A 12,907-nucleotide genomic window follows, 5' to 3' on the forward strand; every position below is an offset into this window, starting at 1 on the left:
GTCCATGTTCAGTGAAGTGGCGTACTGGGATGAGGTATCACGCTGGGACACGGCGGCCTTTGAGGAATCCGCAGACGGTTGGGAGCTGCTGGGTGAAAATGGTTGGTTTGCCATGATGGCCTGGGCTGCAGGGCCCGGCAATACCCGAAAAGCGGTTCAGTGTGACTGGGCCAAAACTGTCCGTGTGACATGCCATCAGGGTGAGACCGCGACCACCCGCGCGGCGCCGTTCACCCCAGAGGATCGGTGCACCATAGAAGATTCCGTCAATGAGTATCTACTGGCGGCTGGAATTCCTGCCCGCCCCTCCGGCTTTGACTGGTTCTTGCGGGTCCCAACGGGATGGCCGGAGGGGCTTTCGTTGGCGGATGAACTGGCCGCAAGAATCACAGGGAAGTGGGAGAACGGAGCCCACCCTGCCACGTTGCGCCCGCTGTTTAGGGAAGTGGTGCAGGACTTTTACGCCGACGCGGCGAGTTGATGCACGCTGGCACCCCTTTCACCACTGGTGTACCCGGTGCCGCATGGCACTAGCTCCGGGACGCACGCACCCTAGCGGGCACACTTACCGGCGCGTAGCATCGAGGCAATACCGGGATTCGCCCCAAGCCGGCAATGCGGACACCGTTGTGCCGGCGGAATTGAGGTTGTCATGAGCCACAACTCAGCTGCTGAGAGCACCAACACCGCTGATCCGGGTGTTGACGCTCATCAGGTCAGTGCCCAGGATGCCAGAAACGCTGCTGAAGCAGCTAGGGAAGCAACGTGGGAGAGGCCCAGTTTCGCCAAGGGACTGTATTTAGGTGATTTTGAGATCTCCCTGATCCATCCACACCCGCAAGCCACCGCCGCAGAAACCGAGCGTGGGGAGGAGTTTTTGGACAAGGTGAAGACCTATGCCGAAACCCTGGACGGGGCCCGGGTGGAGCGGGAGGCGAAAATTCCGGAGGAATACCTGGCCGGGCTGGCAGAGCTGGGCGTGTTCGGCATGAAAATCTCTCAGGAGTATGGCGGGCTGGGGCTCAACCTGACTTATTACGGCCGGGCACTGGCCGTCTTGGGCAGCGTCCACCCGGCTTTTGGCGCCCTCATCTCCGCACACCAATCCATTGGTGTGCCGGAACCCGTAAAGGTTTTTGGCACAGCTGCACAAAAACAAAAGTTTCTGCCTCGTTGCGCCGCGGGCGCCGTAACGGCATTTCTGCTCACCGAGGCCGATGTGGGCTCTGACCCCGCCCGTATGGGGTGCGCTGCGGTGCCCACGGAAGACGGCAGCGAGTACGTCCTGGACGGTGTGAAGCTCTGGACAACCAACGGCGTCATTGCTGAACTTGTTGTGGTCATGGCGCTAGTGCCGTCCCGGGGGCTTGATCCGGCCGGCCGAAAAACGGGAGGCATCACGGCGTTTGTGGTTGAAGCGGACTCCCCTGGCATCACGGTGGAGAACCGCAACGAATTCATGGGTCTTCGTGGCATTGAAAACGGGGTGACCCGCTTCCACCAGGTGAGGGTGCCCGCGGAAAACCGGCTGGGCAGGGAGGGGCAGGGCCTAAAAATCGCCCTGACAACACTGAACACCGGGCGTTTGTCCATCCCAGCCATGAGCGCCGGTGCTGCAAAGTGGTCACTGAAGATCGCTCGCGAATGGTCAAACGCCCGAACCCAATGGGGCCATCCGGTGGGCCAGCACGAGGCCGTAGGCAAGAAGCTGGCATTCATGGCGGCCACCACCTTCGCGTTGGAAGCAGTGTTTGAGCTCTCGGCAGCACTGGCCGATGCAGGGATGAAGGATATTCGCATTGAAGCGGCGCTGGCCAAGCTCTGGTCCTCTGAATTCTCCTACCAGTGTGCGGATGAGCTGGTGCAGATTCGTGGCGGTCGGGGCTATGAGAAAGCTCAGTCATTGGCTGACCGTGGCGAGCGTGCCGTCCCCGCTGAACAGCTTTTGCGGGACTTACGCATTAACCGGATCTTCGAGGGATCAACTGAGATCATGCATTTGTTGATTGCCCGCGAGGCAGTTGATGCCCATCTTGCTGCGGCTGGCGATTTAGCCTCCACTACGGCAACACTGGCCGAGAAGGGCAGGGCTGCCGTGGGTGCCAGCGGTTTCTACGCCAAGTGGCTGCCACAACTTGTTGTGGGCAAGGGTATGGATCCACGCTCCTATAACGAGTTTGGGCCGCTTGCCAAGCACCTGCGCTTTGTGGAACGTCAATCACGCAAGTTGGCCCGCCAGACGTTTTACGCCATGGGCCGTTGGCAGGGAAAGCTTGAATACAAGCAGGCGTTCCTGGCCCGGATTGTGGACATCGGCGCCGAGTTGTTTGCCATTTCAGCATGCTGCTCCCGGGCGGAAATGCTGCGCCTCAAGGACGCCGGCCAGGGCCGGTCCGCGTTGGCACTCGCGGATGCCTTTTCCTGGCAGTCGAGGCTGCGCGTAGAGACTTTGTTCGCCGAGCTGTGGAACAACACGGATGACTCTGACAGGAAACTTTCCCAGGACGTGCTGGCCGGGAACTTCAACTGGCTGGAGGACGGCGTATTGGACCCTTCCGAGGGCACGGGTCCTTGGATCGCTGATGCCTCGCCGGGCCCATCACAGCGGGAAAATCAGCACCGCACATACCGCTGAATGCTGATAACACTCAGGCTGCCGCACCAAAACACAAAACCCCCGCAGCTATTCAGGCCGCGGGGGTTTTGCAAACAACAGTTATTAGCCGTCGGTCTTGACGATGTACACGTCGCACGGGGCGTTGTGTGAAATCGCGTTGGCAACCGAACCCAGTACGCGGGCCAGGCCCTGCATGCGGACGTTGCCCACAACAATCATGTCCGCCTGGAGCTTGGTGGCTTCTTCCAGCAGGACATCGGCAGGCTTGCCCAGGGATGATGAGTACTCGGTCTTGACGCCGCTGATCTTCAGCTCTTCGGCAACGCGCTGGGCCACACGCTCAGCCTCATCCGCCGTGGAGAGGAACCATTCGTCGTTGCCAATAGAGACCTTCTCGGTCTTGTCCTCGCCAAATGCTGTCACAACGCGCAGGGTGCGGCCCGTTGCCTTAGCCAGTTCCGCGGCAACACGGGCAGCCTTCATGGACGTTGAGTTGCCGTCTACGCCGACAATGATGATTCCAGCCATATGCTTAATCCCCTTATTTGATCCAAGGCGCCCATGCTTTGCGCACTGACACCAGTCTTTTGACCTACTTTAGTCACAAAGCTGCACAAATAGGCCTAAACGTGCGCGAACTTACTGCCCTGTTACGGGAATCTCGCGGGAAACCACCTCGGCCAACACTTCCAGCACATGCCGGTAGTCTGCGCCCGTGGCCCGGGTCATTCCCAGCTCGCAGGTCCGGTTGCAGGAAGCATGCACAGCTGCGCCCATCGCCACTACATCGCCGGCTTGTGCGGCCGTAGCTGATTCCGTGAGTTCCGGATGCAGCATGCCCCGGTCTCCAGCAAATCCGCAGCAACCCCAGCTTTCCGGCACCTGAACTGTTTCTGCAGCGGCCTCGGCGATCTGCAAGAGGGCGGGGTTCAGGCCCATCCGGGCGGATGAACATGTGGGGTGCAAGGCCATCGATTCCACCCGTTTCCAGGTCCCCTGTAGTAGCGGCAGCAGCGCCGCAGCGGTAAATTCCACGGCATCCACCACCCTCAACGGCCGCTGGCCAGGGTCCAGAACCTCGGTTTCAATGGTGTGTAGCAGCCCTTCCGTGCAGCTTGAGGCATCACAAATAACCTCCAGCTCGCCGTCCCGGGTTGCCTTGCGGAGCAACTTCAGTGTCCGTGCATGCATCGTCTCCAGCCCGGCCGCCATCCCCTTGGAGGACCACGGCGTTCCACAACACGCATCGGAAATACCCTCCGGAACTAACAGCTCCACCCCGGCAGCCGTGCACAATTGCTCAAAACTTGCCTGCACCCCGGCATTGCCGTCACCGGCAGGGCCGAACATCACGTTGACACAGGCGGGGAAGTACACGGCCGCCGGAACACCGGACGGTGCTGGCCGGCGTCGCGCCTTCCCACCGGACGGCAATTCGGAGGAGTACAGCGGCAGCGTGTCCGCCCCAAGCACCTTCCGCCCCAATCTATTCACAGGCTGCATGGCCACAGAGGGCACCTTCGCGGCAAGGCTCAGTGCCAGCCCGGCACTTTGGGTGAGCGCACCCCAGTGTTTGGCGACGGTCCCCCACACAGCACTTTCTCCCATGCCGGCGTCCTTGGTGCGCAGGCGCTTGACCATGGTGCCGGTGTTGATATCCACGGGGCAGGCGGTCTGACACATGCCATCCACTGCGCAGGTGTCAATACCGGCGTAGTCATAGTCCTTGGCGAGGGCTTCGGCGAGCTCAGTGTCCCCGCGCTGGCGGGCCGCCTCCATGTCGCGCAGGGTGACAATACGCTGCCGCGGGGTCAAGGTCAGGTTCTTGCTGGGGCATACGGGTTCGCAATATCCGCAGGAGACGCAGCGGTCCACTTCGGGATCAACCTCCGGCGGTGCCAATTTTATATGGCGCAAGTGTGCTGTTGGATCGTCGTCCAAAATAACGCCGGGGTTGAGCATGCCGGAGGGATCGCACAGCTCCTTGATTCTGCGCATAACACCGTAGAGCTCATCGCCGTATTGGCGGCGCACAAAGGGCGCCATGACGCGGCCAGTGCCGTGCTCGGCCTTGAGTGAGCCACCCTCACCGAGCACCACATCCACCATGTCCTCGGTGAAAGATGAGTAGCGGCTCAGCTCGTCCGCACTGGAGAACTTGTCAGTCAACATGAAGTGGATATTGCCGTCCTTGGCATGTCCAAAAATGACGGAATTAGCATAGTTGTACTTATTAAAGAGGGTGTTCAATTCTAGGCAGGTGCGGGCCAGTGCCGGGACCGGGACCACCACGTCCTCTAATAGCGCAGTGGTGCCCTGCGGGCGGGCGCCGGCCACCGAGGTGTACAACCCCTTACGCAGGTGCCAGAGCTCCGCTCGAATCGTGGGATCTGAGCTGAAATCCGCTGGCCCGTCCAGCCCCAGCGATCCTGCGAGCGCCACAGCCTTGGCGTTGAGGTCCACAAGTTCCGCCGCACTGCCACTCTGATATTCCACCAGCAGGGCGGCGTGCTGCTCCACACGCAGATCCCGCACCACACCGGGCACCTGGGTGAGTCCCTGACCCACTTTCAATGAGAGCGAATCGAGCAATTCAACGGTGGCGGCGCCGCTGTCCACCAGCGCTGGCAAGGCCATGTTGGCGGCATGCAGATCCTTGAACACCAACAGCCCAGCGGTGGCATGGGCCAGTCGGGGAACAGTTCTGAAAACTGCCTCGGCCACAAAGCCCAGAGTGCCTTCGCTGCCTACTATCAAGTGGGCCAGAATGTCCACAGGATCATCAAAGTCCAAGAGTGAATTGAGCCCGTAACCCATGGTGTTTTTCATGGCGAACTGGCGCTCAATGGTGGCCCGGGAGGCCGGGTTGCTGCGGACTCGCTGCGCAAGTTCGCCCAGTCCTTTGAAAAGTTCGGGCTCTAGGGAGCGCAGCCGGGCGGAGGCATCCGGGGCGCCCGTGTCAATCACGGTGCCGCTGGGGAGCACAAGCGTCAGGGATTCAAGGGTCCGGTATGCGTTATCGGTAATGCCGCAGGCCATTCCTGAGGAGTTGTTGGCTACCACCCCGCCAATGGTGCAGGCAGCTTCACTGGCCGGGTCCGGGCCGAATTTGTAGCCAAAGCGCAGCAGCCGTGCATTTAGATCCCGCACCGTAACCCCCGGTTGCACACGGACCCGGGCACCGCCGTCGAGCACTTCAATACTGCGAAAGTTCTTGCGCACATCAACCAGCAGCCCGCCACTAACGGCCTGCCCGCTCAGGCTCGTGCCACCGGAGCGAAGTGTCAGCTCCAGCCCATGGGTGGCGCTGACGCGCATGAGATTAGCAACCTCGGCAGCATCCGCAGGGACCGCCACGGCCTGTGGAATCAGGAGAAAATGGGAGGCGTCATGCGCGTTGGCGTGCCGGTCAAGGGCGCGGGTCCGGGTCTGTGCCGGGTCCGCCATAGCGGCGCGGATCTCCCGCTCTAAGAATCCGCCCAGCGTTGTTGTGTCCCCAGTAATTCCGTGTGTCTGCGCCGCCATCCCAACCCCTTTGCATTCCCTGCTAAATTCCGCTGCGCCAGAAACGCAGCGCCCTCGCTTCTGTTGGAGGTATCCCTCGCGTTCCACGAGTATTGCACCTTATGCTGGCCAAAGACGATCTCACAGAACAGGAACACTTTGGGTATCTCTACGGCAGATATGTATGACGAACGGGGGCCGGAGCTGGCCTCCGTCTCGCTGCAATTTCGGGACTTTGGCGCCGTGGCCGCTTTCAGCGGACCGGCCCGGACCATTCAATGCCACCGGGACAACGGGCTGGTGAAGGCGGTTCTGGCCACACCAGGGAACGGTTCGGTCCTTGTGGTGGACGGCGGCGGCTCCCTTCAGAGCGCCCTGATGGGGGACATGATTGCCCAATCTGCTGTGGATCATGGCTGGGCGGGCGTCATTATCAACGGCGCCATCCGCGACTCCGTGGCCATCGGCACCCTGGACCTGGGGGTAAAGGCGCTGGGCACCAACCCGGCCAAGAGCGCCAAGGACGGCTTGGGCCACCTGGATGGAACCGTGCGTCTAGGTGACGTTCAGATCCGTCCCGGGGCCATGATCTATGCCGATCCAGACGGAATTCTAGTATCCGGCTAGATGGCAGGGACGTCCTCATTGGTAGATAGACTTTACAGATAGGGCAGGACTACGAGGATAACTATTTCTCCGATCTCACAGCGGCCGAACCGCTGAGCCCTATCGCTGCAACCTAGCCCAAATTAATCCGCTTCCGAGCGGAAGGCCTCTTCAAATACGGCTTCTCTTGTGGCAGAGTCGAGTTACCTCAGTAATTTCTAGAGTGGAGAAAGCCATCATGATCGAAATGTTGCACAATGCCGGCGTCAAGAGCGAGTACGCATACGCAGGGGGATTCGCATCCATCGCGCTCTCCCTAGGTTCTTGGCTGGTCAGCCGGGCCAAATCCGACCATTCCAAGGCCCAATCGGACCGGTGGGGCATTTTTGTTGGCCATTGGGCACCTACGTTCTTCGCCCTAGGTGTGGCACTAAAACTTGAGGAAAAGAAATAACAGAGGGTGTAAACCCTCGCCGCACTGACGGGATTCTCATGTGCGGTGCCGTGTGCTCTGCCAGAGCAATTTGCGCCCCATTTTTATCAGATCCGTCAACAATAAGAGCGCGAGTTTGAACTGCTACTAACTTGGCTGCTCCTGCCAAGTTAGTAGCAGACCCATAGACCATCACAGCAATCTGTGTGTCAGATGGATACGTGCACTACCGTTTTTTACCCCTGTGCCTTGTTCCCTTGGCCCTATCCGGGGAACGGACGCATGGCCACGGCCCGGACTGGGGAACCGTCCAAGCCCATTAGTCGCAGCGGCAGCGCAGAGAACAGTGGATCTTTCCACGTTATGTCTGCCAAGTTGGTGAGGTTCTCAATGATGGCACCTCCTGCTCCTAGAATGTGCTGGTGCACGGGCAAGTGCAGCGGAGCCTCTGTCTGCGTCTCCGGTGTGGGATCTGGATTCAGTGAGTCCACACCGATGACAGAAACCCCTTGGGCCAGCAAGTGCGCGGCAATGTCCGGGTCCAGGTAGGGATGGTCAAGGTAAGCGGATGTGTTGAAGTATGCGGACCAGCCCGTGTGGAAAAGTACAATGGTGCCTGGCTTGAGGTTGTTCAGCTGGGCTTCGACCGTACTGAACTCGATCATGCTGCGGGGGGCAGCCCCCGGCACGTGGACGATCCGCGCGGGGCCGTACAGCCTCGCCAGATCTAGCTCGTCAACGGCCATGCCGCCGTCGACGGTGTGCAGGGGAGCATCAACATGGGTGCCGGTGTGAGTGCCCAGATGGAGTTCAGCGACTTGGAATCCATCGGCGGCGTTGGTGGCCACTTCATTCGATGAAACAACCGGATCCCCCGGGAAAACCTGCATTCCGGTGGAAACGGGCTGGCTCAGGTCAACGATGTGCATTTTCTTGTCTTTCTGGGTTGCTTGATTCGGGCTCTGTCACCGTCAGGTGGCGTGAGACCGGTTTGTCTGTCCTGATGCTCCGGGTGAGCAGCGCCCACCCGAGGTAAAGGGCAAAAGAAATGACGAAAGTGGGGATGGTGGCACCAATAGGACTGGGCGCCACATAGGTCAAGATGACTGAGGTGCCGGCGCCCACCAACCACACGGCAATCGCGGCGATGTTCACCCCGCCCTGGTACCAAAAGCGCCCACCGCGGCCACGCAGGATGTCCGAGCCGTAGTAGCACTTGTTCACGATGTAGTAGTCCACGATCATGATGGCAAACACGGGCAGGAACAACGCGCCAACAACTGTCAGGAACGAGGTGAATTGTTCCAGGAGTGCCAGCCATGTTGCTCCTAGGACGGAGATGGCCCCCAGAACCAGCGCAGTGGGCAGGAACCGGATCCTGCGTGAGGGGGCCATATTCACCACCGAGGAGACCATGCCGTAGACAACCATGGTGTTAGTTGCCATTACGGAGAGGAAAATGACGATCGCCAGCGGAGCGCCAAAGGCGGCAACAATGACCGTCGGGTCGAATCCAAGCGCATCACCGCCCGACAGCACCACGTATCCGATGGCGGTGGCCCCCAAGCTCATCGACAGGACTGTGGAGACAACGTACCCAATGCCTGAACCCACTACCCCCGCGGCCTGTGTCTTGGCCAGCCGGTTGAATTCGGCGGATAGCACCGTCCACGAGATGGCCGTGGCAATGACGACGTCAAGCACGGTGATGCCTGACCAGCCCAAAGTGGTGTCCACCTTGATGGCGGCGAAATCAGCAGGCGGGTGCGAGGTAAAGGCAACAATGAAGATGTAGGCCATGATGGCGAGAATTACCAGCGCAAGCCATGGCTCAACCTTGGCAATACCAGCGTGACCAAATATTGCCAACCCAACAACAAACAGCTGGCACAGGACGGAGAAGAGCACTGGATTCGAGAAGCCGGTGGCCTGCTCAACCAGGAAATTGACCGTCACCCCTGCCAGCATGGCCTGGACCCAGCTCCAGCCCATCAGGATCACCACGTTGGCGGCCACTGCAAGGAAGGATCCCCGGAGGCCAAAGGCTCCCTTGGTCAGTGACATGGTGGGAAGCCCTGTTCGGGTCCCCATGTTGCCGATGAGCACCAGAACCACACCGCCTACTAGAGACCCGGCAATGATCAGCCCGATGGCTAGGGGCCATGAGACTCCGGGGACAAATAGCGTTCCGGTCAGGAGGGTGGTGACCACAAGATTGGCCGCCAGCCAAATAAGGCCTATGCGCCGGGCGCCAAGGGTGCCCTTGATGGGGCCGTAGCCATCGGAATCGGCGTTAAGCCGCTTGGAGAGCCGGCCCCAGGGGGAGAGCCCGCTTCTTCGCTGAGCACTCACTTCGGTATTCATGGGCACTGGCGCCTCAACATTCACTAGCGGACGAAATTGGTAAACAAATGTTGTCTGAAAGAAAACTTTTGTTGTCCCATCTTGTGTGAAGCCCGACACATTGTCAAGGGGATTGATCCACCTCATTTGGAGTGTGGCGGCCCATGCTGCGTGGATTTACACTCTTGATGCCTTGATGCTCGCGACCAGCGATGGTCTGTGCATCACCTGCCGATCCGGGAGTTGGCATGGCCACTCCTGGCACATTCCACTAGTGGAGAGTTTGGAATACAGTGCCGTCAACGGCGGAGCTGCCTTAGCCATGTTGCCGCACCCGGCACCACCAATTTCAGTACACGTCTGCACCGGGTCGATGCGCTGCAAGGGGAACGCCTGATGTGTACTTGATCGTTGGAGCGCTGTCAGCTCGGGGCTACGCCATCACCGGGATCGTGCTCGATCAGCGGACCTGATCGACTCGTGACCCGAGTGCCCTGCTGTGTCGTCACCGCCATGGCCAGCACCCCGAATTCGAATCCAGAGTAGCGCGTCTTACTAAATAGGCGACCTGTCTTAGGCTCTGCGCGTGCCCCAGGGCCAACTGCGGAGATATACACGTCGTGACCCTCGTCGCCGGTGGCGAAGAAAGTGACCTGCCGCTCGAAAACCAGACCGTCGAACTGCCCGTGTAGGTCGATTATGATCTCAGCACCGACCTCGACGGCAGGATGCAGGACGTCAAGACTCCCGAGGACCAGCTCACCGACCTGCTTGAGTGAACCGTCGGCGATGCGGACGCTGATCTTTGCTGTTCCTGCCCTGACCCGACCGTCCTTCACCCAAGAATTGAAGACATCATCCCGTGGGTAGGACCCGATCGTTACCTCGTCCGCCGTCACACCAATCGCCTCCTGCCCAGGTGGTGGCCGCGACGTTCCACCCATCACTGAACCCTAACATCAGCCATCCTGATCGTGCTCGGCTCGGCATACTGAGAAACGATGTTTGACGTGCACCATCCGTTCGACATCACCAAAATCGTCAGCGCCGAACCCCATGACGAAGACTGTGAACCTCCGTCCTTGCAAGGAAAGTCCTTCGGGACACTACTTGAGGCCGATTTCGGCTGGTATGCAGTTGAGGGATTTACTTTCCCAGGATCAGGATTTGAAGTTTTTGACTCCCTTGAGCGGCTCCAACTGGGCTTTCTTGGACTCTGCCAGCCGCACCACCGTGCCACTCGGTTCATGGAAGAACGCCAAGACCGTCTCAGCAATGACACATTTGCTCTTTGTGACCGGATCAAAAATGGCGTAGGCAACAGTGAAGCTGGCGCCCTTGATGGCGCTGACCCACACCTCAACAACCGCCGGAATATTGCGGTAGTTCAGCGGGGCCAAGTACTTCACCCGGTGCTCCACCACCAGCGCCTGGATGTCCTGCGCAAGATCGGAAAATATTGGCAAGGCCACCTCCACTCCCGGTAGCCCGGTGCCAGCGGGTTGGCCAAAGGCGTGCACACGGGCCTCTTCCAAGATCCGCAGGACCTCTACATTGTTAATGTGCCCATAAGCATCCATGTCTGCCCAGCGCAGGGGGACATTGAGCGTAAGCCGCACTCCGGCGTCGGGCATCCCCTCAGGCACTGCCATGAGTGGCGCTCCTTTTCTGTTTTTGATCCTGCCATTCTCGGTTCAAGATGGCATAGTGCGCCAAGGTGACCCATTCACCCTTGCTCCAATCCGACTCTACAAAGGTGGCCTCCAAACGCATCCCCAGCCGGGCCATTAGCGCGGACGATTTTTCATTGCGTTCATCACAAATCCCTTCGACCCGGTGCCAACCAAAGTGGTTGAATGCCATATCCAAGGCCGCAGTACACGAAGCGAAGGCGATACCCCGGCCCTGAGCTGCCGGGCTGAATACGAACCCAATTTCACCACGGCGCCAGTTTTCGGCATCCCATTTGAGCAACACCTCCCCCACCACCTCCGACGACGGCCCCTCCTCCACAGCAAGGTCCAACCATTGCCCAGGGATAGTCAGGCCCTGTTGGGCCACCATGGAGGAGATTGTCAGCTCGGTGTCTGCCAGTGTCTGCGGCTGGTGCGGGAGATAACGGGCAACCTCTGCCATTGATCTGTAGCCATTCACAGCAGGGATATCGCCCAAGGTAACGGGTCGCAGCCGAACATCACCCCGCACGAAAGGGTAGTTGGGCTGAGTTGCTACCGGGATCTTGGAGGTGTCAGCTTGCATGTACAGATACTAGTGCCGAATTCGCGGCAAACAGTCAGAGTGGTTCGGTAGCATGTGGCCATGCCTGCCGTTCCGCTTACCCGCCGCCGTGTGGAACTTGTCTTAGTTCCCCTAGTGGCCGCCTTTTGCATGGCCTTCATCATTGGTGCCATAGTTCTTGACAGAGATTCCGGGCCCTGCCCCGCTCCCACCTGGAACAACCAGCTCACACTCTCGCTGACGGGCAACGTTGACGCGGGTGCCGTGACTGCCTGTTCCGGAACGGAATGCGTCCCACTGCCACCCACCTTTGCGAAGAGCTCGGCAAAAAATTCCGGCATGCTGACGCAGCAAAAGGATGGGTCCTGGCTCTTCAAAGTTGCTACAAATCCGCCCAAAGCTGTCACGTTCCGCGTTTATGACAAAGCGTGGAACGTTGTGGCTGCTCAGTCCACCGCCCTTAACTGGACCCGTATCTCAGGTGATGAGCGCTGCGGCGGACGCATGGCTTCCATCAACGTGGTGCTCAACGTCCCCTAGGCGCATGGCTTGCTAGTGGCCGCCGAAGAAGCTCTACCGATTCACGAAGTAGATCAGCACTCCCGCAGCCCACGTTCCGGCAGCCAGCGCGGCGAAGCCAAATTCGGCCAAGATCCCCAACCCGGTGGCTTTAAGCGCAGCCACGGATGAGGACACTGCCGGCTTGAACTCCTTCTGGCGGGCAAATTCCGAGAGGAACAGCCCTGCCGCAAAGCCCAACAGCAACCCCACCACGGGAACCACAAAGAAGCCCACAACGCCGAGCGCCAGGCCAATGACCACCGAACGGCCGGGAATGGACCGCTTCTTCATTGCCCTGCCCGTCAGCACGGCGCTGGAGGCCATACCCGAAGCCACGAGGGCCAGGCCCACACCGAAAACAATCCAGCTTACCGGGCCACCCACCGCTAGCGCCCATACCAGCAGACTCACCGCAATGAGCATGCTGCCGGGCAGCACCGGAACAATAATCCCAACGGCACCGACAGCAATAGCGAGCCCACAAACCACTGTCCAAACGATCTGCGCATCCATAGAGCAACTCTCCCAGCCGCGGTGGTGACTGACTATTTTATAGAATAAATTTATGGGGAACTATAGCATTATTATAACGTATTCTCTATAAT

13 protein-coding genes are annotated in these 12,907 nt (G+C 59.6%); 5 read left to right on the plus strand and 8 right to left on the minus strand.

Annotated elements, in window-relative coordinates:
- Positions 1-4: 4 nt before the first annotated feature.
- Both CVS29_RS05180 and CVS29_RS05185 read left to right on the plus strand, forming a co-directional pair.
- A complete protein-coding gene (locus CVS29_RS05180) occupies positions 5-481 on the plus strand; it encodes a DUF5956 family protein (RefSeq protein ID WP_110105253.1) in 477 nt (158 codons plus the stop codon).
- Between the two features lie 171 nt (positions 482-652).
- Positions 653-2,635 carry an acyl-CoA dehydrogenase family protein gene (locus tag CVS29_RS05185; protein WP_110105254.1) on the plus strand — a complete coding sequence of 661 codons (1,983 nt, stop codon included), beginning with the start codon at positions 653-655 and terminating at the stop codon, positions 2,633-2,635.
- 84 nt (positions 2,636-2,719) lie between these two features.
- On the opposite strand, the gene CVS29_RS05190 is transcribed toward CVS29_RS05185, so the two are convergent.
- Both CVS29_RS05190 and CVS29_RS05195 read right to left on the minus strand, forming a co-directional pair.
- The gene (locus CVS29_RS05190; protein WP_110105255.1) at positions 2,720-3,145 is read right to left on the minus strand and encodes a universal stress protein; all 426 of its coding nucleotides are present in this window, start codon (positions 3,143-3,145) and stop codon (positions 2,720-2,722) included.
- Between the two features lie 111 nt (positions 3,146-3,256).
- A complete protein-coding gene (locus tag CVS29_RS05195) occupies positions 3,257-6,064 on the minus strand; it encodes an FAD-binding and (Fe-S)-binding domain-containing protein (protein WP_245932080.1) in 2,808 nt (935 codons plus the stop codon).
- Positions 6,065-6,280: 216 nt separating this feature from the next.
- Between CVS29_RS05195 and rraA the strand changes: the two genes are divergently transcribed.
- Together rraA and CVS29_RS05205 are read left to right on the plus strand one after the other, a co-directional pair.
- Positions 6,281-6,748 (plus strand): ribonuclease E activity regulator RraA, encoded by a 468-nt coding sequence (rraA, locus tag CVS29_RS05200; protein WP_257032256.1) that lies wholly within the window; start codon positions 6,281-6,283, stop codon positions 6,746-6,748.
- A gap of 217 nt (positions 6,749-6,965) precedes the next feature.
- Positions 6,966-7,181, plus strand: a complete 216-nt coding sequence (locus tag CVS29_RS05205; RefSeq protein WP_170120893.1) for a hypothetical protein — start codon at positions 6,966-6,968, stop codon at positions 7,179-7,181.
- A 242-nt stretch (positions 7,182-7,423) separates the two neighbouring features.
- Here CVS29_RS05205 and CVS29_RS05210 read toward each other — a convergent pair whose 3' ends face one another.
- The 5 genes from CVS29_RS05210 to CVS29_RS05230 form a co-directional block, all read right to left on the minus strand.
- Positions 7,424-8,089 carry a cyclase family protein gene (locus CVS29_RS05210; RefSeq protein ID WP_110105258.1) on the minus strand — a complete coding sequence of 222 codons (666 nt, stop codon included), beginning with the start codon at positions 8,087-8,089 and terminating at the stop codon, positions 7,424-7,426.
- Complete coding sequence (locus tag CVS29_RS05215) at positions 8,076-9,524, minus strand: purine-cytosine permease family protein (RefSeq protein WP_110105360.1); 1,449 nt, start codon at positions 9,522-9,524, stop codon at positions 8,076-8,078. Before CVS29_RS05215 ends, CVS29_RS05210 begins: the two co-directional genes overlap by 14 nt.
- A gap of 401 nt (positions 9,525-9,925) precedes the next feature.
- A complete protein-coding gene (locus CVS29_RS05220; RefSeq protein ID WP_110105259.1) occupies positions 9,926-10,402 on the minus strand; it encodes a hypothetical protein in 477 nt (158 codons plus the stop codon).
- A 261-nt stretch (positions 10,403-10,663) separates the two neighbouring features.
- Positions 10,664-11,155, minus strand: a complete 492-nt coding sequence (locus CVS29_RS05225) for an acyl-CoA thioesterase (RefSeq protein WP_245932072.1) — start codon at positions 11,153-11,155, stop codon at positions 10,664-10,666.
- Complete coding sequence (locus tag CVS29_RS05230) at positions 11,142-11,762, minus strand: GNAT family N-acetyltransferase (RefSeq protein ID WP_110105260.1); 621 nt, start codon at positions 11,760-11,762, stop codon at positions 11,142-11,144. The genes CVS29_RS05225 and CVS29_RS05230 overlap by 14 nt, the downstream gene beginning before the upstream one ends.
- Positions 11,763-11,822: 60 nt before the next feature.
- On the opposite strand from CVS29_RS05230, the gene CVS29_RS05235 reads away from it, so the two are divergent.
- Positions 11,823-12,281, plus strand: coding sequence for a hypothetical protein (locus CVS29_RS05235; protein WP_110105261.1), 459 nt, complete (start codon positions 11,823-11,825; stop codon positions 12,279-12,281).
- A gap of 33 nt (positions 12,282-12,314) precedes the next feature.
- Here the strand turns inward: CVS29_RS05235 and CVS29_RS05240 are convergent, their stop codons facing one another.
- Complete coding sequence (locus CVS29_RS05240; protein ID WP_110105262.1) at positions 12,315-12,815, minus strand: DUF456 domain-containing protein; 501 nt, start codon at positions 12,813-12,815, stop codon at positions 12,315-12,317.
- Positions 12,816-12,907: the final 92 nt, after the last annotated feature.

The sequence above is a fragment of the Arthrobacter psychrochitiniphilus genome, assembly GCF_003185915.1.
In the GTDB taxonomy this organism is placed as follows: domain Bacteria; phylum Actinomycetota; class Actinomycetes; order Actinomycetales; family Micrococcaceae; genus Specibacter; species Specibacter psychrochitiniphilus.

Coding starts and splice junctions, on each gene's coding strand:
- CVS29_RS05230 (WP_110105260.1), bottom strand. CDS start 11,762: ATGCAAGCTGACACCTCCAAGATCCCGGTAGCAACTCAGCCCAACTAC.
- CVS29_RS05205 (WP_170120893.1), top strand. CDS start 6,966: ATGATCGAAATGTTGCACAATGCCGGCGTCAAGAGCGAGTACGCATAC.
- CVS29_RS05210 (WP_110105258.1), bottom strand. CDS start 8,089: ATGCACATCGTTGACCTGAGCCAGCCCGTTTCCACCGGAATGCAGGTT.
- CVS29_RS05190 (WP_110105255.1), bottom strand. CDS start 3,145: ATGGCTGGAATCATCATTGTCGGCGTAGACGGCAACTCAACGTCCATG.
- CVS29_RS05225 (WP_245932072.1), bottom strand. CDS start 11,155: ATGGCAGTGCCTGAGGGGATGCCCGACGCCGGAGTGCGGCTTACGCTC.
- CVS29_RS05235 (WP_110105261.1), top strand. CDS start 11,823: ATGCCTGCCGTTCCGCTTACCCGCCGCCGTGTGGAACTTGTCTTAGTT.
- CVS29_RS05215 (WP_110105360.1), bottom strand. CDS start 9,524: ATGAATACCGAAGTGAGTGCTCAGCGAAGAAGCGGGCTCTCCCCCTGG.
- CVS29_RS05180 (WP_110105253.1), top strand. CDS start 5: ATGTTCAGTGAAGTGGCGTACTGGGATGAGGTATCACGCTGGGACACG.
- CVS29_RS05195 (WP_245932080.1), bottom strand. CDS start 6,064: ATGGCGGACCCGGCACAGACCCGGACCCGCGCCCTTGACCGGCACGCC.
- CVS29_RS05185 (WP_110105254.1), top strand. CDS start 653: ATGAGCCACAACTCAGCTGCTGAGAGCACCAACACCGCTGATCCGGGT.
- CVS29_RS05240 (WP_110105262.1), bottom strand. CDS start 12,815: ATGGATGCGCAGATCGTTTGGACAGTGGTTTGTGGGCTCGCTATTGCT.